The organism is Pseudoalteromonas sp. 2CM39R (assembly GCF_023161845.1).
The window spans coordinates 684,849-706,786 of sequence record NZ_JALNTM010000003.1 but is presented as its reverse complement, the minus strand read 5'-3'; the positions used below and the strand labels follow the sequence as shown (position 1 = coordinate 706,786).

Below are 21,938 nucleotides of genomic sequence, written 5' to 3'. Positions count from 1 at the left end.
CAAGGTGCCGCATAAATAAACAAGCGATAGAGTAAATAATAGGCCGCGAATTATACAGATCCACGCCCAAAGATGAAAGGTAAAAGAATAAAGCTTAAAAGCTATAACAGCTGATAAATAGCGTGTATGTTGCTTTTATTTTGTTTAATTAACTCATTTATAGTTTGTAACTCGGCTTGGTTAATAGACTTTTTACTCAACATTAAATGAATAGAACTCTTATTAATAGCCGCCATACTAGTAACAAGCTCAATGCTTGGATGTTGGTTTAAAAAATATTGTGCTGCTACTTCGTCTTCTATTGCGTAATCCACTCTGTTTTTACTAAGCATTGCAAAGCGTTTATCGGCTGTGGGCATCATAATAACGTGAGCAGGATGATTTTGTTTAAACTGCGCAAATGCAGCGCCATAATAACTACCGCGACCAATAGCGAGCGTTAAATCTCTATAAAAAATATCGCTTAGGTTATTTATATCAGGAGAGTCGCTATATTTATAGAGGCGCATTATTTCATCGCGATAAGTATCGCTAAAATAGGCATAACTTTGTCTATCAGAGGTTATGCTGGCTGCAAAAACAATATCAATACGGCCTTCTTTTAATTCTTCAAAAGCACGAGCAGAGGTAGGCAGCAGCATAAACTTTAAACAAAACGATGAGCCGTTAAAAATCGTATTTACCACATCAATTTCAACGCCTGTTAAATTGTTATTAACTGCCACCACATAAGGCGGCCAGTTGCGTTCATTAGTACCCACTTTAAGTGTTTTGACACAGGCAAATACCTTAAAACTACCGATTATTAGTAATACAACAAAAGCGAGTCTTAGCATTTTATTACTCTAAAGAATGACTACAACTAAGTATACACTAGCTGGCAGATTTATCCCGCTTGTAATAAATAAAGAGCGCGCAGTGCAGGTAGCCCAGTAAAAACAAATGCTGGGGGCTCAAGGAGTTGCAACTAAGCCTAACGACGCTCGATAAGCCTTTAATTGTTTGTTACGGCCAATTTCATCGGTTAACTTATTCCAGCCGGTTTCAATGTTTTCAACCGTTTGGTCTACGGTTTGGTTATGCCTTAAGTATTTAGCTACTTCCGTGTCGAGTATGTCTCTAAAGTAACGGTTGTTTTCAAAAATTCTTAAATCCAGAATAATATTGGCATTATTTACCGTTTTAGAAATAGAGCCTAAATAAAAGCGAAGGGTATTTTCACTCATGCCTTGCTTAAGCCAGCTTTGCTGATTAACCAATTGAGAGGTACGATACGGATTCATGCCCGTGGCCCCTATGGTTACATCTTCATTAGATTGCAAAGGCTGAGTAACATACGACAAGTACTCATAAGCGAGCTTTTTTTTGCCAGCAGTGCTGGCGCGGTTTATTGAGCCTACCCAACCACCAAATGCAGCATAAGGCGCATAGTTAATATCGCCCATGGCAAATGGGCAAAGGGTAGAGTTACATCGCTCAAGCTGGTTTGTTTTACGATTTAATACCTCGGTTGACCCCGGTAATATACTTACCCCCGTTTTGTTTTTTACTTTAGATTCGGGTAATACGGTCATGGTGCCAATATCGCCCCATTCAATAGCTAAAGCGCAGCGCCCATTAATAAACGCATACCTTACATCGTTAGTGTCAAAGTTAAGTTCATCGGCAGAGCCAAATTCGGTGGTTTGTTTATAAATTTGTAAGGCTTTTTTAAATGCCGCGTTATTCACTAACGGCGCCATGGTTTTGGTGTTAAAAAATATCCCCTGCGACGTGCCTTTACTTTGCAAAAAACTACCCGCAATAGACAACAGCGACCAATACGACTGTTCATTGGCTTTTTTAGAAATGCACGAGCCAAAATCACCTTCGCCATCCCCATTCATATCAACCCCATGCAATTGCTTAGCAATAGCAAGGTAATCATCCCAGGTTCTGGGTGGGGTAAGGCCATACTTTTTAAGTACATCGAGGCGGTAATACAGTAAGTGTAGATCGCCATCGAGGGGGATAGAGTAAATTTGACCATTATATTTAGAGCTAAAATCTCTAAAAAAGCGCGATACATCATTCCATTGAATTAAAGGGTCGGCACTTACGTAAGTGTCTAGGCGCTCTAGGTAATTATTTTGTGCAAAATCAACCATCCACTGCGATGCATAAGCAATAATATCGTACTGGCTGGTTGGTGAGCTTAAATCTTTACTTATTTCATTATATAACTGACCAAAAGGCACCTTGGTTACATTAACTTTAATACCGGTTCGCTGTTCAAACTCTAATCCCCTTTGTATAAGTGGCTTGCTAATAATAGTGCCTAAATCAACCGTAAGTACATTAAGTTGGGTGTTTGCGTGAAGCAGTGTACTGGGTTGGCTTTCTATTTTAGAGAGAGGCAGGTTACTTTGTGCAACGCATTGAAAAACAAAAATTAAGCTTATAACTAAAGCAAATACAACTCTCATAAAAAACTCAACCACGGCAATATGTAATTACTACTCTAGTCTATATTTTGTGGAAAGGGAAAAGGCAGGTAGTTGTAAGCAATAAAAAGCGCTTCTAGCTCACCACTGGCAAGTAACTTAGCAAAACCGGCATCAAAAATTTGTGCTAACTCGCGGCCTTTAGCGTTATCGGTAAAGGCAATGTATTGCTTTATTGGAACTATATTTTCAATTTGGTACTGCTGTGGGTCAAAGTTTATTGTTGATAACTCAGCGGCATTAGCAATCAAGGTTTGCTGCAGCGCTTTACGGCTATCTAAAAAGAAATCAAGCCTATCAAGCTTGAGCATTTTAACGCCCTCAATCCGCTGAGTAACCTGTTGCAAATCAATCGGCACATACAAATAATTATTGTAGTTAGATCCCCTTAATGTGCCTACCGAGCGGTTTTGTAACGAATACTCACCTTGCCAATTTTTAAATCGGCCTTTTTTAAACATCGCCGACACAAAAGTAATATCGTAATGCCAAACCGGAAAGTACAACCCCTCCACCTCATTTTGCCTTGCACTTAACATAGCATCGGCATTGCCGTTAGCCGTCCACCAATAAGCACGCGACTGAGGCACAATCATAATATTAAGTTCAATCGACTGCGCAGCAAAAATTTTAGTCAGCATATCAACGTAAAGGCCAGAGCCGTCTTTTTCTACCAGCCCGTCAATGGTGTCGGTAGCCAGTACAATTTTTTTAATATCGCTCGACGCCCAACCACTGCTAGGCACGCCTAAACAAAGCGCCAAAAGTACAGCTAAAAACCACCTAACCCTAACATTCATTGAAAGTAACACCTCTGTACTTAAACACAGCCACACTAGCCAATACATTTTTTATACTAGTAAGCGCTGAAGAGCGATCTTATGAGTAAACATAGCACACCTCGCTGACCAATAAATGAACGGTGCAATACGTGTTCATACTATTACACTGCAGGGTAAATAACAGCCATGTTTTTAGTGTGGATTAAGGTAAGTGTTTAATTATTGCTACTCATTCAAATAGCACCGAAGCGTTTATATAACTTTAATACTTTCAAAGATGTAGAGTTAATAGGTAAAAGTGTAAATAACATTGGTTTATAGCAGTTAAACAGTGCTTTTTTGTAATAAAAACATACTACTTAGGGCGTATATATTGCCGTAGCTCTATATTTTTAAATGTTGATACTGTAGATTAGTTATAAATGAATGCCAGATTAATAAATAAACCAAGGAGCGGTGAATTTAGTGCCTACTAAAACACTCAATTACTACAATCAACATGCACAAACTTTTAGCGACTCAACGCTTAATGTTGATATGTCGGCGCTTTACGCTGAGTTTTTACCGCTTATCCCTAAACATGGCCATATTTTAGATGCTGGCTGTGGCAGTGCCCGCGATGCTATGTATTTTAAACAGCAAGGTTTTACTGTTAGCGCGTTTGATGCAAGCGAAAACATTGCAAAGTTAGCCAGTAATTACTTACTACAAACTGTAGAGGTTAAAGCCTTCCAGCAGCTTAATTGTACAAATATGTACGACGGTATTTGGTGCTGCGCCAGTTTATTGCATGTGCCAAAAGTAGAGTTACCACAGGTGTTTTTAAAGCTGCAAAATGCCCTAAAACCAAACGGTGTTTTGTATGTGTCGTTTAAATACGGCACGCAAGAACGCGTGCATAACGGCCGTGAATTTACCGATTTAAATGAAGATGGCCTAACCGCGCTAATTACCCACCACACCGAGCTTAAAATACTAAAACAATGGCAAACGGTTGACCAACGCCCAGAGCGCGAGAGTGAAGTATGGCTCAATGCCCTAATTAAAGCAGTGCCGGTTTTATGATTGGCGCAATGCAGCAGCAACTCGACTTTATCGCCTATATTCAGCGCATGCTGGTTGAGGGCGAATTCACCGCAACGTATAAATATGCACTATTACATGCTATTGCTGATATTTGCGTAGAACAGCAAAATGAAGATCAGAGTGCTCCAATGGAAATAAAAATCGACACGTTAGTCGATAAATTTATTCAACTTTATTGGAACCACTCAATGCCTTACGCTGCGCACTCTACCGATATTATTACTAATACTGAAGACATGCTGTTAAAGCAAAATAGCCAAGGACAGGCAAAGTTCATCACCGAAATTTACAAACTACAAAATGCAGGTGTGAAAAGTTACAACGCATTCAAAAACTACCAACAATATAACCAAGTAATTAGTTCTCTTAGGCGAACATTTATCGATGGCCCTCTTTGGCGCTTACAGTTACTTTCGGGTAAAGAAGAATGTTTTTTATATCCCCATATACTTTTAGGTAAAGGCAGAGAGCCCAAGCGAATTGTTTTAAATGCTGGTATAGCTCAGTGTTTTAGGCGTTTTTACGATTTGGTTGTGCATCTTAGTGTTACTGAATGGATAGAAAAAGTACAAACTATAAAAGCGAATCAAACACTATTAGGATCGCAAAGCCAGCTACAAGAGTTCTTGTTTGGCAGTAACAGAACTGCGTTAAAAGTGGTAACTCCACTATTGATAGATATTCAAAGCGGGCTTTGCTTTTACTGCCAAAAGCCAATGAATCTAAAAAACGAAAAAGAAACTAAAAAAACGCCAGAGATCGATCACTTTATTCCTTTTAAGCGCTATCCAAACGACTTAGCACATAACTTTGTTGCTGCGCATGCTGATTGTAATAACAATAAGCGAGACCACCTCGCAGCTTTTGCTCACCGCGACCGCTGGCTAGAACAAAACCTTGATATTCATAAAGCCGAAATAACTAATAAACTGCAACCTTACTTTTACTGCGATGCAGATAAATCGCTTGCAGTAAGTAACTGGGCGTATCAGGTTGCCGAATCAAGCAGTGCTAAATTATGGCTTGGCAAAAACAGTTTCGAACAAGCAAAACCAACTGCTGAGTTGTTTACGTTCCCAAATGCATCACAACCTGAGTTAAATCAAGTTGCTAAGCCCGAAGTTAGCTTAAAATCAATAGATAATGCATTAAAGCTGCCGTACTTCCCCAATATAAAAATAGCCTGTGGGCATTTTAAAACAGGGGATGAAAGCGATATGGAATTAATGGATGCACCACTTGGCGCGGGCAAGCTCGACCCGCAAGTGCATTTTTTAGCGCACGCATCGGGTAACTCAATGAATGGCGGTAAACACCCAATACTTGATGGTGATTTATTGTTACTTGAGCTTATAACTTCCGATAAAGCCGGCTCGCTACGCGGCCAAATAGTCGCTATAGAGCGGGATGATATAGGTGGGGAAGGGCAGTATTTACTGCGTAAAGTTAATAAATTACCTAATGGGCAATATGAGCTAATTGCTCAAAACCCCGATTATGAGGTAATGATTGCTGATGAAAGCATGCGAACCTTCGCGCGGTTTAAACAAGTGGTTGCAGAGTAGTTTGTAGTCGCGCTTTAACTTGTAGGCGCAGAGCTTGCTCGCGCGAAAAGCGCAGGTTTTAAGTTTGTAGGTCGTGGCGTAGGCGGGAGTTTACCTCGCGCTTTTTAATTGCAGGTCGTGCTTGAGCCGTGATTTTTACATGGTTTTGGGAAAAGGGGTTTAATAACCTCTATTCGAGGTTTTATCGCGTTGGCGATGGCAACCAAAGGGCGGCTGCCGCCGACCACCCTTTGGAATCCCACGGCGCGCCCGAGGATCACACTGTGTCCTCAAGTTAAAAATTGATGTGAACGTAAGCGCCGTGTATTCGCCATCCATGGCGAAGTCACGGCTTAACTTGCATCCATGCAAGTGATTACTCATCAATTTATAACTTTCGGATGTGATCACGGGGAATTGGAGTGTTTTGGTCGATTTGTGTTTATAAATGTAGGCGGGAGTTTATCTCGTGTTTTAACTTATAGGCGCAGAGCTTGCTCGCGCGAAAAGCGCTGTTTTTAATGTTGCAAAGTTTGCAGTGTTTATAGGTCATAATTTGGTATTCGGATTCAGGAATTAAAAAACCTATTTAAGGTAATATCACGTTGGCAATGGTAACCAAAGGGTCGCTGCCGTTGGTGCTTAATCTCGTCGTGTTTACAAAGCTCATAGTTAGGTTTTTTTAATTTTGATTTGTTTATATATAAAGAATGATAACTAAAGCGAAAAGGTAACCTAGTTAATTAAAGTTTATTCATGGTAGGGCTTGCATTGAACTATATTTGCGATAATTACTTATGTATCTTTCTAAATAATTTAGCTTTGGCCATTGTTTTTAATCAGTTTTTTAATAAGAAGCGTTGGCTATTTAAGCTGTTAATGATAAAAATACAGCTAGTCAATGGAATTAAAGTATGGAGTTATTTTGCAGAGAGGTACAAATATAATTAACGCTACGCCTGTCCCTGATTTTTTAATTAAATCAATCTCAGAGCAAGGATATAGTCTTGAGGCAGCAATTGCGGATCTAATTGATAACTCTGTGAGCGCTCGTTCTGATGCAATTCAAGTATTGGTTGACTCGGACACTGAACCATTTCAGTTGTTTTTGGCTGATAATGGTGATGGTATGACCCAAGGTGAACTTATTCATAATATGCAATTCCCAAGTTCAAGCCCGGATGGAAATAGGTCTTTAGCAGATCTAGGGCGGTTTGGACTTGGTCTGAAGGCTGCCTCATTTTCTCAAACTAGAAAGTTTACTGTCTTATCAAGAAAAAGGGGTGATAAAAAGTATTTCGGATTGACTTGGGATGTCGAACACTTAGTTAAAACTAAAAAATGGGAACTTCTGGTCAACAGCGAGGTAGAAGTCAATAAACTTTTGAATGATTTTAATAAATTAAATCAAGATTTTAATGGTGAAATATCAGACTTCTCGCCTAATACTATAGTTATTTGGTCTGGTCTTTACAAATTTGAAAAATATCTTAAAGAACACAATAGAAAAAAAGCACTGAATCGAGAGATAGTTCAAAATACAACAGAGCATTTGGGTATCGTTTTTCACCGCTTTTTAGATAATCCCGTTCAGCCATTAACAATTCGAGTTAATAACTCTCATATTAAGCCATTTAACCCTTTTCCTGAGAATCAACAAAGTCTTCGAAAATTAGAGTTTAGACAAAAAGATTTTGGACATGACAATATTAAACTAGAAGGCTTTGTACTGCCTTCTTTCAGTATCAAAGAATCACAACAGCTAGGGAATGATTGGACTACCCCTAATAAAAGTTTGTTGGATATGGAGGGGGTGTATATATATCGCTCTAATCGCTTGATAATTTATGGTGGTTGGAATGGGTTAATTAGAAAATCTCCCAGATTGCAGTTGGCTAGATTAAGAGTGGATATCGGAAATAAAGCAGATCATTTACTCCATCTTAACGTAGCTAAATCTCAGGTGATAATTCCTCATGATTTAATAAAAGCGTTTAAAGGATACATTGAAGAGTTAACTAGTGAAGCAGAGAAAGAATTCTACAATAGAGGTATTAAAAAGTTTACTCACCAACCTAACCCAAAAGACGCTAAATTTCTAAAAAAAATTCATTCTAATAAAGGGCCATTGTTGGAATTGAATCATGACTTTCCATTACTAAATGATTTAGTTGAGTCATGTAACCAGAAACAAAAGACACAATTACTTTTGCTTGTAAGGATGATTAATACAGCGATTAATAAAATTAGAGACACCCATGAAAATGTGCCATTTTACCGGTGTGATGAAACTAAAGATAATGATTTTTTTGAGACCATTTTAAGTCTAAAAAACCAAGGATTTAGTAGCGAATTTATTAAGAAAAACCTTATCAGTGAATTAGGTATAGAGCTTGACACGTTGCCAACAGAACTATTGAAAATTTTGGAGTAACCTATATGGATAATTACCGTTTCAAATACCAAGAAGCAATCAAGGATAAGTTTAAGGAACACTTAAAAACAGCAAGCTTTGAATCATTAGATGAAATGCGTACAGTTTTAGTAGATAAAATATACTCAAGTCTGAGGATCGTAGCTGAGCACCTAAGTTGGCCGCATATAGATAGAGAAACATTTGAGAGTTACTTTGATGTAATAAGAAAAGAAGTTCAATCAAATCATGTAACGACAATTGAGCAGCCAAGTGTTTTATCGAAAAGTAAAATAACTTGGTTAAACGAATCAAGAAAGAAAGATATTAAATGGAATTATACAGAGAGGTATTTGGAATATTTACGAGATCAGGGGCGAGCTGAATCTGTAGTAGAAGAAATTGAAAACTCTAGTTTAAAGATATTAGGAAAATTGGCAGATCCAAAAATTCAATCTCCAGTGTTTATTAAAGGTTTGGTAGACGGTGATGTTCAGTCGGGTAAAACAGGAAACTTTAATGCGGTGATCAATCGAGCCCTAGATTCTGGTTATAAGTTAATCATAGTTTTATCTGGAATTATGGATGATCTTCGTTCACAAACGCAAGCTAGGATGGATAAAGATGTTATTGGCGACGGTAAAGGTGTTGGATTAAAGCAAGCATTTGGGCACCAAGGTGACGAAAGTGTTTTTCAAGTTATTTCTATTACCTCCGAAGAGGCAGATTTTAACCGGTCGTTAGCTGGAGGAATGCCTTCGTTAAATCAAGCAAACATTATGGTTTGTAAAAAAAATGTGAGTATCCTAAAAAATATATTACTTTGGTTAAAAGATAACTTACCTAAAGGAGAAACTAAGCACAGCCTACCTTTATTGATTATTGACGACGAAGCAGATAATGCTTCATTGAATAATGAAGGCCATAAGGGTGAAAAATACGCCTCTAAAATTAATGGGCATATAAGAGCAATATTAGGGATTTTTCATAAAAAATCTTATTTAGGCTACACAGCTACACCATTTGCAAATGTAATCCAAGATAGAAATGAAGCTTCTGATGATTTATGGAGTATTCCTGATAAATCTAAAGAGGGCTCTAAAGAGACTTTGTTTATGCAGGTTGACAACCTATTTCCTGACGACTTCATTTTTTTGCTCGATACACCCACAAACTATATTGGTGCTCATAGGATTTTTGAGACTCTTCAGCCAAGTAAAAAACTACCAGTAGTATTTGATATCGATGATTATGTTTCGGATTTTCCAAGTAGAGTAATGGACATTGACGACAAGGTTATTGGGATCGAGAGATTTGATAATAAAAAAGATTGGGATGATAAGCTCGGTGAATATGGCACTTACCTTAACTTTGCATCATTCAGTGAGTATCGACGCAAAACTCGAGCTGCTAAGTCAGTAGATAAGTTTCCAGAAGCCTTACCAGAAAGCATTAAAGATGCGGTAATGTGCTTTATTTTAGGTATAGCTGTACGAGAAACTAGACGTAAAGACATGTTTCACTCCAAAATTTACCAACCACATAACACGATGCTAGTTCATATATCTAGGTTCACCGCTTGGCAGAATAAGACTGCAACTTTGCTCAATGATTTCTATAAAGATATCGAAACCCGATTAAAGATGGATAAGCCGAACTCTCCAAGCTCAATTTACCGTAAATTTGAAAAAGTCTGGTTAGATTATTGTGCAGAAATTGTTGGCTCAATTCATAGTTATCTGCCGGATAAGTACATTGATGACTATATGCAACCAGTCTCCTATGATGCAATAAGTCCTTTACTTGTAGATGCTGTTTCGAATATTGAAGTGACCGCATTAAATAGTGCGACAGGTAAAGATTTGAAATATCAAGATGAAAAGCCTCGTAAGATAATTGCGATTGGTGGTAATAGACTATCTAGGGGCTTCACTTTAGAAGGATTGACAGTAAGTTATTTTGTTCGAACAACAAATTATTCTGACTCACTCCTACAAATGGGTAGGTGGTTCGGCTATCGCCCAGGCTACTTAGATTGTTGCAAACTATTCACCTCAAGAGACCTTATATCTAAATATGATTCAACGTCATTGTGTATTGATGAATTGAAAGCAGAATTTAAGAAAATGGATGAAAAAGAAGCTACTCCTAGAGATTTTGAACTAAGAGTGAGGAAGCATCCCGGAGTCTTACAAATTACACGTCCTACAATTTTAAAAAATACAACAAGTGTAAAATGGTCCTTCCAAGATTCATTAGTGATGACAACAGAGTTTGATGTTACTAAAGAGAAAATCAGCAATGTTTGGAAAGATTTTAAAAGAATAGTTTCACCTTTATTCGCGAAAGCTGAAAAAAAAGGGTCACTGCTCTCAACGACTGTAACTTTAGAAGACTTAAACAAAATACTCGATGGAAATAATAATTTTGATGAGATGAGGCTTAGCCTAATCAAACAATATTTAAAAAAATGTGCCAACAAAAACTTACTAACATCTTGGACTATTGCTATTAAATTAACTGGTAGCGCTTCTAAGGAAAAGGGGTTAGGGATTATGACGGAAGAAGATACCGGCCTCATAAAAGACATTCAGTTAGCAGTGAGAAGTGGTCCTACTCCTGTTAAAGGCAACCATTTTTATGACGAATTTGTAAAAGATCAAAAGTTTAAAGCAACTGGCTCGTCTGCCAATATTATGAGTGGTGGTACTGATATGAAAGTTGCTCTTGAAGAGGGCATAGCTTATTTAGCAGAAAAAGAGTTTATCAAACAAAAGGCCCAAGAAATATTGAAGAATGACCCCAACCTCACCGAAGGCGATGCAATTAAACAGGCAGCAACAAAGACTAAACCTGAACGAATATATCGAGAAAAATTAACTCCGAACCAGGGCGTTTTGATTTTTTATTTATTTGATCCGTTCTATGCGTTTAATCAAGTACCAGGAAAAGTGGATTTAAATGTTCAACGTTTATTGAAAGAGAGAGAACAAGAACTGACAGAACCGTTAGTTGGCATGGCATTAGGCTTCCCTCCAATCAAACGAACTGTCGATCCGTGTGGTGAATATGTAAAAGGTGACTATAACCTAGAGATTCCGGAAGAAGAAGATGATGCTTCCGGTGAACTTTTACCTTCTGATGCGGAGTTGTAATGGAATTAAGTGAAAAATGGCGATTATTGGAATCACAACAGACTGAATCTGGTTACCAAACTTTGCGATTTGAGGCGAGCGGTTCATTAGAAGTGTTTTTAGCAGTAGATGAAGGGGCAAATCACTCAATATTAATTTACCTGCCATCCTTATTTACACCTAAATTCGATGCTCTAAATAACGATAATATAGAGCTTTTGTTTGTAAAAGAAGGACACTTCCTAATCATAAGACTTTTAGATAATGATTTTTCATCACTATTCGATGATTTAGTTGTTTCTTTAATAGACTCTATAAAAGGTTTTTCAGACCCTACGGAAGCATCTAAAGAGTTTGTAAGAACATATGTGAAGTGGGTCTCTTTTTTTTCTAAAACTATTGAAAGAAGTTTAAGTAAAGAGCGACTTATTGGGCTGTGGGGAGAATTAAGTTATTTATTGGATTTAATAAAAAGCGTTAGTTCTGATTCAAGTATTGACCCTGCGTTAAAAGCTTGGGTGGGGCCATACGATGCGGCGCATGACTTTGAACTACCTAGTTCATCAATTGAAATAAAAACAAAGTCTATAAGCTCATCAATAGTTAAGATTTCAAGTGAATTCCAGTTAGATAACATTGATGATAAAAAGTTATCATTGACTGTTTTCTCGATCAGCGAAACGGAACATGGTTTGTCATTGAAAGATCTTTTTTTAAAGATTAAAGCTCAAATACAAAAACGGAGTGGAGATATTACCTTATTGTTAGCTGCCTTAGAAAAAGAAAGCTTAAATGAAGAAAGGTTATCAAAGTATTCAAATTTATTGTTTACTAGAAAGACAAAGGAAGTTTTTGATTGTAGTAATGATAGCTTTCCAAAAATTGTGAGATCTTGCCTTCCACTTGCAGTTTATTCAGTAAAATACAATCTAGATATTAGAGAGTTACAAGAGTTTAAAGTTTTACAGGAGAATTACTAAGTGAGTTTAAGTGCAGTTATAAATACTCGCGATGATTTATTAAATTCTAGTCAAGATGATGATGGTTTTATTCAACAAAGCTTGTTAATAGACGAAGTAATGCCACTCTTGCTGGAGACTAAGGTTGTCGACTCGGAAGATATTAACCACGCATATTACCTATCAAATGACGATAAAATTAAGATCAATGGTTACTCTGTAAATAGTACAGGCGAACGGCTGCAAATATTCATAGTGGATGAGGCTTACTTAGCGGAAAGCTGTGAAAGCTTTTTTATATCGCAACGGAGCGTTTATGAAGAGCAATTTAAAAAGGCCATTCGACTAGTGTCTTCTGCACTGCAAAATAAGCTTGAAAATGTTCAGGAGTCTGAGCCCATTAAACCGTTAATTGCAAAGCTGGGCAGTGAAGACGGGTTAATTCAATTTGATGTTATAGAAATATTCCTAGTTACTTTATCTGCTACAGTTTCTTTCAGAGGAGAAGAACCTCATTTACGCAATATTCATTTTAAAGATGAAAAGAAAAACTTCTCTCATAAAGTTGTAGGTAAAAAAGCTCAATTTAAAGAACTTCTTTTTATCAGAAGAGTTGTTGACTTAAACTATCTAGCAAATATATATGCCTCACAAGGTAGAGCTGAACCACTTAAAGTTGTTTTTAAGGATGTAATTGGTAAGAATATTGAGGTTATTAAAGCTGCCGAGGAGAAGGATTTTGAATCTTATCTGTGTGTTTTAGATGCACCGATTTTGGCAGATCTTTATAAACGGTATTCAAGCCAGTTATTAGAAAAAAATGTTCGTTCATTTTTACAGTTCAAAGGTGTAAATAGAGGAATTAAGCAAACTATTAAAGATGAGCCTGAAAAGTTCATTGCATTTAATAATGGTTTAACTATTACTGCCACAGAAGCAAAAACAACTTTTTATCGAAAATCACTTTATCTGGAGAGCCTAGAAGACTTTCAGATTGTGAATGGTGGACAGACTACAGCGTCTATTTATTTTTCTAACAAGGAAGGGTTAGATATTAGTAATGTCAAGGTAATGGCAAAAATTAATATTGCTAAAACAAGTAAATCAAAAGATTTAGATGATTTGATTTCTAAAATTAGCGAGTACTCCAATAGTCAATCGAGGGTTTCTAAAGTTGACCTAAGATCTCGAAGCCCTAAATTAGTAAAGCTAAAGTCACTCAGCGAGAGTGTTTTAACTCCGTCTGGAAAAAAATGGTTTTTTGAAAGAGCAAAAGGAGATTTCAATACTCAAGTGAGAAAAAGCTCCAATGGACAAAGACTAAAAAGCGAGTTCCCACCTAGAAAACGCTTCACGAAAGAGTTGTTAGCCAAATACTATTGTGCTTGGGGAGACGCGCCACACCTTGTTAAGAAAGGCGGCGAGAAAGTTTTTCGGACTTTTATTGAAGATATTGAACCAGAGCAGGGGGAAGGCAAAGACATCAATCGTGAATTTTATGAGCAACTTATTGCTAAAATAATACTGTTCAGGACTATGGAAGAGGTATATGGACAAGGGAGAAATGCAATAGGGCAACTGCGCTCAGCTGCTGTTCCATATGCTATATCTGCAATTTATTTATGGGCGAAAGAATCTGGAGAAAAGTTCTCTCTTGATAAGATTTGGAGACAAGAGGTAATTAACGAAGAAATGAAGGAATATTTGAAACAATTATTATTTTTAATGAATGATCTTATAAAAACATATTCTCTAAGTGATGATTATGGTGAATTTTCAAAAAAAGAAGAGCTTTGGGATGTTATAAGGTCTTCTACAGAATTGAATACATTCATGAGTTCTGATTATTCGAGCAGAATGTTAACTAATTCTTAGATATTTAAACCTTAGCTATACAGCTTAACCATAAGGTAAATCGTGGAAATATTTAAATACAAATATGACGAACTTTTCGACCCAGTTTTAGAGGCTTTTCATAAATTAGGTGGTTCTGGAACTAATCAAGAGGTGGAGGAAACTGTTATTCAGCTTTTATCGTTAACTGATGAGGAAGTTGATGATGTTCATAGAGGGAATACATCAAAACTCTCTTACCGTCTTGCATGGGCAAGAAACTACCTAAAAAGGCTTGGCTTGATCGAAAATTCAGGCCGTGCACTGTGGGCGTTAACAAGTGAAGGGCTAAAAACAAAGAAAATTGATAAAGAGCAATCAAAAATAATTGTAAGGAAATTGTCAGGAACGACAAATAATAAAAATAGAGCCAAAAAACAAGAACTCAGTAACTTAATAGCGAAGTCTGATGAATTAAATGAGCTAACATGGGAAGATGAACTTGTTGACATATTAAAGAATATTGAACCTGACGCATTTGAAAGACTTAGTCAGCGATTTTTGCGAGAATTAGGTTTCTCTAATGTTGAAGTCACTGGTAAGTCTGCTGATGGAGGCATTGATGGTAAAGGTATTCTTAAAATTGGCGGCGTTTTATCATTTCACGTCGTATTTCAATGTAAAAGATATACGGGCTCAGTATCATCACCAGCCATTAGAGATTTTAGAGGTGCTATGATGGGGAGAGCTGATAAAGGTTTATTTATTACTACAGGTACGTTTACTCGAGATGCAAAAAAAGAAGCTCAAAGAGACGGGGCTACGCCAATAGATTTAATTGACGGGAACGATCTTGCCGAACAGTTAAGGGACTTACGGCTAGGTGTAGAAGTGCAGATGAAAGAACATGTGATAATAAAGCCTAAATGGTTCGATTCTATTTGATATCAATGATGAGAAATACATAGCTTTGTGACTTTATCGAATTAAAGTAATAAATCTAAAACTATTTCTCCTATTTTTTTAGCCAAATAAGGTGGTACAGCATTTCCTACCTGTACATACTGATTAGTTCTCGTTCCTTCGAAAATATAATTATCAGGGAATGTTTGTAGCCGGGCCGCTTCACGAACACTTAAACTTCTGCATTGCTGTGGATCGTAATGTACGAAGTAGTGGCCATCCTTTGAAATATGGCTCGTTACTGTCGTTGCATACTTATCTGCAACTTGCACTCTAAAACGGTCTGCATGTGTGCCTGTATCCCAATTTGCATGGGCTGGGGCTAATTCTTTCGGAAAGTGACGAGATTTAGGTGATGAGCCTTCTATTTGAGCATATGCAGCGCAGTATGCGTAGCGTAGTAAATCATCAACCATATGCCCTCTGGTTTCATGGTTTAGTACTACTTTTAAGTTAGGGTCTATATACCAGGCTTTCAATGACTGTGGCATGTCTGGAGTTTTGTCACTTAATGCAGTTTCTATTCTAGATAAACCGATTTTTGGCTGAAGATTTAAGCTATTTGCTGATTCTGGGTCAAATTGCTTTGTCAGAATCTGCTTTAATTTATCTGCATTTTTAGCAACAGCTGCTTCCCAATCTTTTGCGTTATCCTTTTGTTTTGAAAAACCACTGCGTAAACTTGGTAAGTCACTAATAGCTTGCTCAACGGTAACTTGGTATTCGCATAGTTTTAATGTTTTTGGAGTAGCTTTAATATCCTCACGCACACCCAGTAAAATCACACGATGCCTTGCTTGAGGTATACCGTATCGTTCGCACCGAATTAAGAAATCGGCAGAGTCTTTGTATTGTGGATTTTCTGGGTTTTCGGCATCAACGACTAATGAGTAGATTTTATATTTTGGAATCTTTTTTTGTTTAGTTACTGATCCAGGGTTACGCAAGTCTTCTAATATTTGCGGAAACATAACTTGTCCATTAACTTTGGCTGTTAGGATTCCGCGAACATTCTCCATTACAAAAATATCTGGTTTAGCTAGGCTTATTACCTGTAAATATTCTTTGTATAAAAAGTGACGAGCATCATCTTCTGCAATATAGCTTTTATTTCCGGCATTACGTGAGCGGCCAGCTAATGAATATGCTTGGCAAGGAGGGCCACCTATTAGAACTTTCGGACCCTTGTGTTGTTTTACGAGTTCTTTTATGCGCTTATGAATAAGCTTATTATCTTTGCCCAGTTCTTTAGCACCATTTAAAGTCTCTTGGTTGGCTTCTGTTGCAATATCAGGATGACTATCAAATAGCTCATCACGTGTAATTTTCCCATGAAGATAATCGTAATAATTATCTAATGGTTGGGATTTAGCTTTAAGTAATCTGAAAAAAGCACGAGTAGTTAAGGTTTGATGTGCATTTACATCTTTCTCAACAGAAATACCTATTTGAAAAGGTGTTTTGCCATCTTCTGTTTTAGCTGCGGAAATTCCTTCGCCAAGCCCGCCAGGGCCTGCAAATAAATCAATGACAAGAATTTCACCGTTTTCCATAACTAACTAAACAACTACAAAATAAAAAGACGATGAATCATACCAGGCCTTATTTATCCTATAAAGTGTTATATAGGATAAATTGAACGACCGACCAAAATAGCAGCTAATAATTATGAATTAAAGGCTAATGCCAAGACAATCCCCCGTGATCACACCCGAAATTGAATTAATGATGAGTAATTTACAGCATGGATGCTGCAAAAGGCGTAGCTTGGCCACGGATGGCCTATCTACGCTGGTTACGTTCATATTATTAATTAAATTGAGGAAACAGTGTGATCCTCGGGGCGCCGAGAGATTCCAAAGAGAAGTCGGCGGTTACTTCTCTTTGGTTGCCTTCGCCAACGCGACATGTAACTGTTTTTAATGTATAAAGTACAAGTTGTTGTTATAGGAACTAGTCATGGATGATTTATTAAACCAAGGTTTAAGCCTTTTAGTTATTGTTGGTAGCGTCTACTCGTTACTAGGTATTTTATTTTTTAGAATATGGCTTCATCAAAAAAATGCAAAGCTACCGGTCGACCGGAAAAAGCTTAAACGCGTTGCAGCTCAAACTCTAAGTGAACAAGTCAATGATAATATTGTTGATGTTATAGGTTTAATTTTCTTGTCTGCTTTAATTGTTACAATGCCTTTTGCTATAAAAGGCATTGCTGAAGTTTTTGCTAGCGGTAATTTTAATTACTTCCTAATTGTTTTGATTATTTTAGGTTTAGCTTATGTAGCAAGAAAGCTGTGGGTTAAATCTAATTATTTAATAAAACTAAAGCTCGGCCGTGATGCTGAACTTGCTGTTGCCTCTGAACTTATAGAATTACAGTCACATGGATATCAAGTATTTCATGATATACAAGCTGATGGTTTTAACATTGATCACTTAGTTGTTGGGGCAAATGGCATTTTTGCTATTGAAACTAAAGGCAGACACAAGCGAATAAAAGACGATAAAAATTACAAGGTTAAATTTGAGAATAATCATTTAGCATTTCCCTCTTGGTTTGAAAGTAAGCCATTAGAGCAAACTCAAAATCAAGCAGACTGGGTGAACAAATGGTTATATGAAGCAACGGGTTTTAATACTCAAGTTTTCCCTGTTTTGTGCTTTCCTGGTTGGTTTGTTGAACTAAAGCAGCGCCCACTCTTTCCGATTGTTTCACATAAACAATTAGTGAAAACGATTCTTTCGATGCGACAAGTAAATTTAAACCAAGAGCAACAACGCGCTATTTGTTATCAGGTAGTACAGCGCTCATTGCATGAAAGTAAAGCAATTTAAAAGCCTAGCTTTTATTGACAGTAAGCTAAACGCCTACAAAAAACTTAAACGCCGCTGCCAAGACAATTCCCCGTGATCACACCCGAAATTGAATTAATGATGAGTAATAGCAGCATGGCGGAATTTTGTTCCCGACAAATTCCAAGTACCTAAATCCTTTTAGGCAATGCGCGTTAAGCGATGCTTACACACGGACGTGTTTCATCGCGTTTACGTTCATATTATTAATTTAAATTAAAGAAGTAGTGTGACCCTCGGGGCGCCGTGGGGTTCCAAGGGGCGGTCGGCGGTATCCGCCCCTTGGTTGTCGTCGCCAACGCGACATCTACAAATAATTTGTAGGCCTAGTAAAAAAAAGCCTCTAAAATCATCATAGAAAATATACTCAACAAAAAGCCTGTAGTAGAAATGAGGTGCAATAAAGCTAAAAACTTGTCTATTGGTCTTGCATACTTTGCAACATGGCTGCCATCAAATAGTGGTGTTGGTTTTCGTGCCCTTTCACAAAAAATAGCCATAGCGTAAAGTGGCGCACTTTCTCCGATTCCTTTATCCCAGCTTGGGGAGCTAATTCCATCTTGTATCATTTTATTATCAATGTATTTAATTGAAATACGCGGGAATAAAACAGCCATTATCATAAGATAAAAAAAGAAAAAGATGCTGCTGTATAATAGTATTTCTAGTATGGGCATTAGAAAACTTCTTTTGTTAGAGGTTGTCTGTCGTATATATTTTCAAAAGTCTTTTTCATAAATTTGTTCACTTTTATACTTGCTATAAAATCAAGCCGGGTAGAAACTTAAACCGACAACACAAAAGCTGCACCTTACAGCATAAATAACCCCTTAACCTAACTCAACAATATCGCCCTGTAAGCATAGCGTTTGCTCAATTACGCCCTGTATTAAGGTAATTAACTGACTTGCCGTTTTACTTGGCTGGCGTGTGTTATGCCATAGAGCATAAATAGGCCTGTTTGCAAAAGCAGGCTGTAATTCAATATAGTCAAAAGCCTGTTTGTCAGTAATACAACTAATTTCACTCATAGGTAATAAACCAACCCCATTTCCTTCTTCAACCATTTTTCGGGCTATTGTTATATCAAAGCAATAACTTATATCGCTGTAGAGTTCTGTTAGTTTGTTAAGCATGCCTGTTGGTAACTGAGTTTGAGTGTAAGGTAAAATTAGGCGAGTTTGTGGTGCATCTTTTTTGCTGACCAACTTAACCGCAATAGCGCCTAAGCGTTTTTGATAATAACTTGAGTCTTGTTGTTGGCCAATGCGAATAGCGAGGTCAAAGCGTTGTTGGCTCAACTGACTATTAGCATTACTCGGTGATATGTGAAAATTGAGCGAAGGATTATCTTTTATAAATGTATTTAGCGCAGGCATAAGCAGATCTGCAATGATGTTCTGTGGGCATAATAAATAAAAAGTATTGCTGCTATTGCTATCACAATTAAGGGCGGTTATTTGATTATTAAGCGCTAACATTGAATCTGCAAGCGATGTATAGAGCTGCTCTCCTTTTGCTGTTAGCACGATTCCTCGTGCTGTACGCTGCAATAATGGCTCTGTTAATTTGGTTTCAAGTGCTTGAATACGTCGCGATAGCGTCGATAAATTTAAGCCTAAGTCTTTTGCCGTTTGGCTCATACTTTTACGCCTAGCTACCTCTATAAATAAATGAATGTCATCAAGCATTTCTGTTTCTCAATCTTAGTTTGCATTTTTGTGAGTATGGAAGCCCCAAGCTTTTGAATATAGTAACGCCAAGGAGGAAAGATGAAAATTCATTTTATATTTACATTGGCATTTTCGTTCATGATGTCGTTTTTACTATCTGCATGGGTGACCTACGTAAATTTAGGTTTAAGCGATACCTTTGTGCAAAGTTGGCTAACTGCATTTATTAATGCCTGGCCTGCAGCTTTTTTAGTGGCCTTTACTGTAGCACCGCCAATTCGTGCTGTGGTTATTAAATTAATTAATAAGGATTAAAGATGATTAATATAGTGGCAAAAATAACCCCTCAAGCTTCATTATTTGATGACTGTAAAGGGCGTTTACAGCAAATTTTAAAGCCTACACAGTCTGAGGTTGGCTGTATTCGATTTGAGCTATACAGCAATAGTGAGCAAACATGCTTGTTTTTAGTCGAACAATTTACGTCGCAAGCTGCTTTGGATACGCATTATTCACAGCCCTATGTAAAAGAGGTGTTTGCATTTTATGAAACGGCGTTAGCAAAACCGGTAGAAGTAAATAAATTAGTCGCGATTGAGTAAGTTTAATTTATCGTGTGTACCTCATTGGAGTGGGGAGTGTGTGTCCTCGGACGGTCGGCACTCGCTAACGCGACATGTATAAATAAAGGTGACGAGCGGCGGGTTGCGGGGAGCGGGCTTTGAGTATTAAAAGCTACGCTTTTCGCGTCAGCAAGCTGCACGCGGTGAGAACAGGTAAAAGGTTCTAGGTTAAAGGTGCTAGGTTGTGTTCGTTGCCAGTCGCTTGCTGCTCGAAACCGAAATTGGCGTTTAAAATAATCACAGCTAAAACTGGTTTCTACGATTTCAACTTACCAATTAACACAATGAGGCAATTAAGTGCGATATTCGCCTCATTTTTTGAGGCGAATAATGCGTGAAAGTAACGTAATTTAAAAGCGGTGCTTTTCGCGTCAGCAAGCTTAACGCCTACGGTGGTAAAGGCTGCGGACTTCGAGTGACGAGCAGCGAGCTTGTGCTAAAACCTAAAGCCTAAAACCTAGCTCGTAGCTCGCAACCCGTGCCAGGTCAGTCGGCCAGGGCGTTATTTGTGGGTTGATAAGCGCCATTATCTAACGCATCAAAGTAGGCTTGATAGCGGCCGTTTTGTTTAAATTTAAGTAATTGCTGATTAAAAATTTCAAGCCGCTGTTTACTGTATTTGTTATTTTTAGGGAACATCATAAAGCTTTGGTTTATGAGTAAAGCTTTGGGGTGATGGTTAATAGAGCTAAATAGGTTAGGTAACTTACTGGCCAAGGTGTAATAGCCTACGCTTTTTTCCTCGGCAAAGGCGTCTATTCTGCCCATAGCTAAGCGTTTAAAGTTTTGCTCTGTGGTACTTACTCGCGACATATCAAATAGACCCGCTTGTAGTGCTTTATCAAACTCTTCGCCATAGCTGTAAGCAAGCCCACCACCGAGTAATAAGCCTTTTAAATCGTTTAGGTTTTGCCAATCAAAAGGGCGTTTTTTGTGATAAAAAAATACAAAACGCTCGTTTAACACTGGCTCACTGTAAAAATAATCCTCAGTACGTTGTTGTTCAAACATCCATACGGCGGTGGCTGCGTATTTATCATTAATGGTGTCGTGGTAAGCACGCGGCCAGGGTAAAAAGGTAAAGTTAACCTTAATATTGGCTTGTGCAAATAAGTCGGTGATTAAATGGGCAATCACACCTTGATGAGGTAATGATTTACTTAAAAAAGGGGGCCATTCGCCGGTACTTATATTTAAAGTAGTGGTATGTGTGGGCTGTTCGTTTTTGGGTTGAATTGCTTCAATTGCGTTACTGTAATCACTCACTAAAGCCATCAGACAAAAAGATGCGGTAAAAATAAGGTATCTTAATTTAGCTGATAACATCACATGCATATGTATAGTTTACTCCTTCTTAGCCATTAGGTTGTGACTGGTGCTGTTCAAAAAGTAGGCTATTGTAGTGAGTGAAACTGAATGCACGCTTAAGCTAGATCAGTCGGCAATAATACTTAATCATTTTACGGGGCTAAACGTGTCGCTACCTGCGTTAAAAAACTCTCATTACGACTGCATGGATGCAGAAGGTAGAGCAATGCAGGAGCAATTGCTGAGAACAACTAAATAGCAAATTTTTTGCCTAGCTATCAACA

Annotated in this window: 18 protein-coding genes; 11 read left to right on the top strand and 7 right to left on the bottom strand. The window is 37.7% G+C overall.

Features of this window, described 5'->3' with window-relative positions:
* Window positions 1–101 precede the first annotated feature (101 nt).
* The 3 genes from MTF66_RS10350 to MTF66_RS10340 all read right to left on the bottom strand — a co-directional run bounded on the left by MTF66_RS10350 (window position 102) and on the right by MTF66_RS10340 (window position 3,283).
* Complete coding sequence (locus MTF66_RS10350) at window positions 102–836, bottom strand: ABC transporter substrate-binding protein (RefSeq protein ID WP_248527174.1); 735 nt, start codon at window positions 834–836, stop codon at window positions 102–104.
* Window positions 837–953: 117 nt separating this feature from the next.
* Window positions 954–2,465, bottom strand: coding sequence for an ABC transporter substrate-binding protein (locus MTF66_RS10345; protein WP_248527172.1), 1,512 nt, complete (start codon window positions 2,463–2,465; stop codon window positions 954–956).
* 35 nt (window positions 2,466–2,500) lie between these two features.
* Window positions 2,501–3,283 carry an ABC transporter substrate-binding protein gene (locus MTF66_RS10340; RefSeq protein ID WP_075170091.1) on the bottom strand — a complete coding sequence of 261 codons (783 nt, stop codon included), beginning with the start codon at window positions 3,281–3,283 and terminating at the stop codon, window positions 2,501–2,503.
* Between the two features lie 447 nt (window positions 3,284–3,730).
* Between MTF66_RS10340 and MTF66_RS10335 the strand changes: the two genes are divergently transcribed.
* The 7 genes from MTF66_RS10335 (at window position 3,731) to MTF66_RS38590 (ending at window position 15,179) form a co-directional block, all read left to right on the top strand.
* Window positions 3,731–4,330, top strand: coding sequence for a bifunctional 2-polyprenyl-6-hydroxyphenol methylase/3-demethylubiquinol 3-O-methyltransferase UbiG (locus MTF66_RS10335; protein ID WP_055011615.1), 600 nt, complete (start codon window positions 3,731–3,733; stop codon window positions 4,328–4,330).
* Complete coding sequence (locus MTF66_RS10330; protein WP_248527170.1) at window positions 4,327–5,916, top strand: HNH endonuclease; 1,590 nt, start codon at window positions 4,327–4,329, stop codon at window positions 5,914–5,916. The genes MTF66_RS10335 and MTF66_RS10330 overlap by 4 nt, the downstream gene beginning before the upstream one ends.
* An 880-nt stretch (window positions 5,917–6,796) precedes the next feature.
* A complete protein-coding gene (locus tag MTF66_RS10325) occupies window positions 6,797–8,329 on the top strand; it encodes an ATP-binding protein (RefSeq protein WP_248527169.1) in 1,533 nt (510 codons plus the stop codon).
* Between the two features lie 5 nt (window positions 8,330–8,334).
* Window positions 8,335–11,463 carry a Z1 domain-containing protein gene (locus MTF66_RS10320; protein ID WP_248527168.1) on the top strand — a complete coding sequence of 1,043 codons (3,129 nt, stop codon included), beginning with the start codon at window positions 8,335–8,337 and terminating at the stop codon, window positions 11,461–11,463.
* Window positions 11,463–12,422: a PD-(D/E)XK motif protein gene (locus MTF66_RS10315; RefSeq protein WP_248527166.1), complete on the top strand. Its 960-nt coding sequence runs from the start codon at window positions 11,463–11,465 to the stop codon at window positions 12,420–12,422. Before MTF66_RS10320 ends, MTF66_RS10315 begins: the two co-directional genes overlap by 1 nt.
* Window positions 12,423–14,276 (top strand): AIPR family protein, encoded by a 1,854-nt coding sequence (locus tag MTF66_RS10310; RefSeq protein WP_248527164.1) that lies wholly within the window; start codon window positions 12,423–12,425, stop codon window positions 14,274–14,276.
* A 42-nt stretch (window positions 14,277–14,318) separates the two neighbouring features.
* Window positions 14,319–15,179 (top strand): restriction endonuclease, encoded by an 861-nt coding sequence (locus MTF66_RS38590; RefSeq protein ID WP_248527162.1) that lies wholly within the window; start codon window positions 14,319–14,321, stop codon window positions 15,177–15,179.
* 41 nt (window positions 15,180–15,220) lie between these two features.
* Here the strand turns inward: MTF66_RS38590 and MTF66_RS10300 are convergent, their stop codons facing one another.
* Window positions 15,221–16,750 carry a DNA cytosine methyltransferase gene (locus MTF66_RS10300; protein ID WP_248527161.1) on the bottom strand — a complete coding sequence of 510 codons (1,530 nt, stop codon included), beginning with the start codon at window positions 16,748–16,750 and terminating at the stop codon, window positions 15,221–15,223.
* A 406-nt stretch (window positions 16,751–17,156) separates the two neighbouring features.
* Between MTF66_RS10300 and MTF66_RS10295 the strand changes: the two genes are divergently transcribed.
* Window positions 17,157–18,032: a nuclease-related domain-containing protein gene (locus tag MTF66_RS10295; RefSeq protein ID WP_055011583.1), complete on the top strand. Its 876-nt coding sequence runs from the start codon at window positions 17,157–17,159 to the stop codon at window positions 18,030–18,032.
* A gap of 344 nt (window positions 18,033–18,376) precedes the next feature.
* On the opposite strand, the gene MTF66_RS10290 is transcribed toward MTF66_RS10295, so the two are convergent.
* A complete protein-coding gene (locus MTF66_RS10290) occupies window positions 18,377–18,727 on the bottom strand; it encodes a hypothetical protein (RefSeq protein WP_248527160.1) in 351 nt (116 codons plus the stop codon).
* A gap of 153 nt (window positions 18,728–18,880) precedes the next feature.
* A complete protein-coding gene (locus MTF66_RS10285; protein ID WP_282454062.1) occupies window positions 18,881–19,741 on the bottom strand; it encodes a LysR family transcriptional regulator in 861 nt (286 codons plus the stop codon).
* Between the two features lie 81 nt (window positions 19,742–19,822).
* Between MTF66_RS10285 and MTF66_RS10280 the strand changes: the two genes are divergently transcribed.
* Entirely contained in the window at window positions 19,823–20,038 is a 216-nt protein-coding gene (locus MTF66_RS10280) for a DUF2798 domain-containing protein (RefSeq protein ID WP_138595457.1), read from the top strand.
* A gap of 2 nt (window positions 20,039–20,040) precedes the next feature.
* On the top strand, window positions 20,041–20,325 hold the full coding sequence (locus MTF66_RS10275; protein ID WP_248527158.1) for a putative quinol monooxygenase: 285 nt from the start codon (window positions 20,041–20,043) through the stop codon (window positions 20,323–20,325).
* Between the two features lie 507 nt (window positions 20,326–20,832).
* On the opposite strand, the gene MTF66_RS10270 is transcribed toward MTF66_RS10275, so the two are convergent.
* The gene (locus tag MTF66_RS10270) at window positions 20,833–21,681 is read right to left on the bottom strand and encodes an ABC transporter substrate-binding protein (protein WP_248527157.1); all 849 of its coding nucleotides are present in this window, start codon (window positions 21,679–21,681) and stop codon (window positions 20,833–20,835) included.
* 67 nt (window positions 21,682–21,748) lie between these two features.
* Between MTF66_RS10270 and MTF66_RS10265 the strand changes: the two genes are divergently transcribed.
* Entirely contained in the window at window positions 21,749–21,913 is a 165-nt protein-coding gene (locus MTF66_RS10265) for a hypothetical protein (RefSeq protein WP_171039104.1), read from the top strand.
* Window positions 21,914–21,938 lie beyond the last annotated feature (25 nt).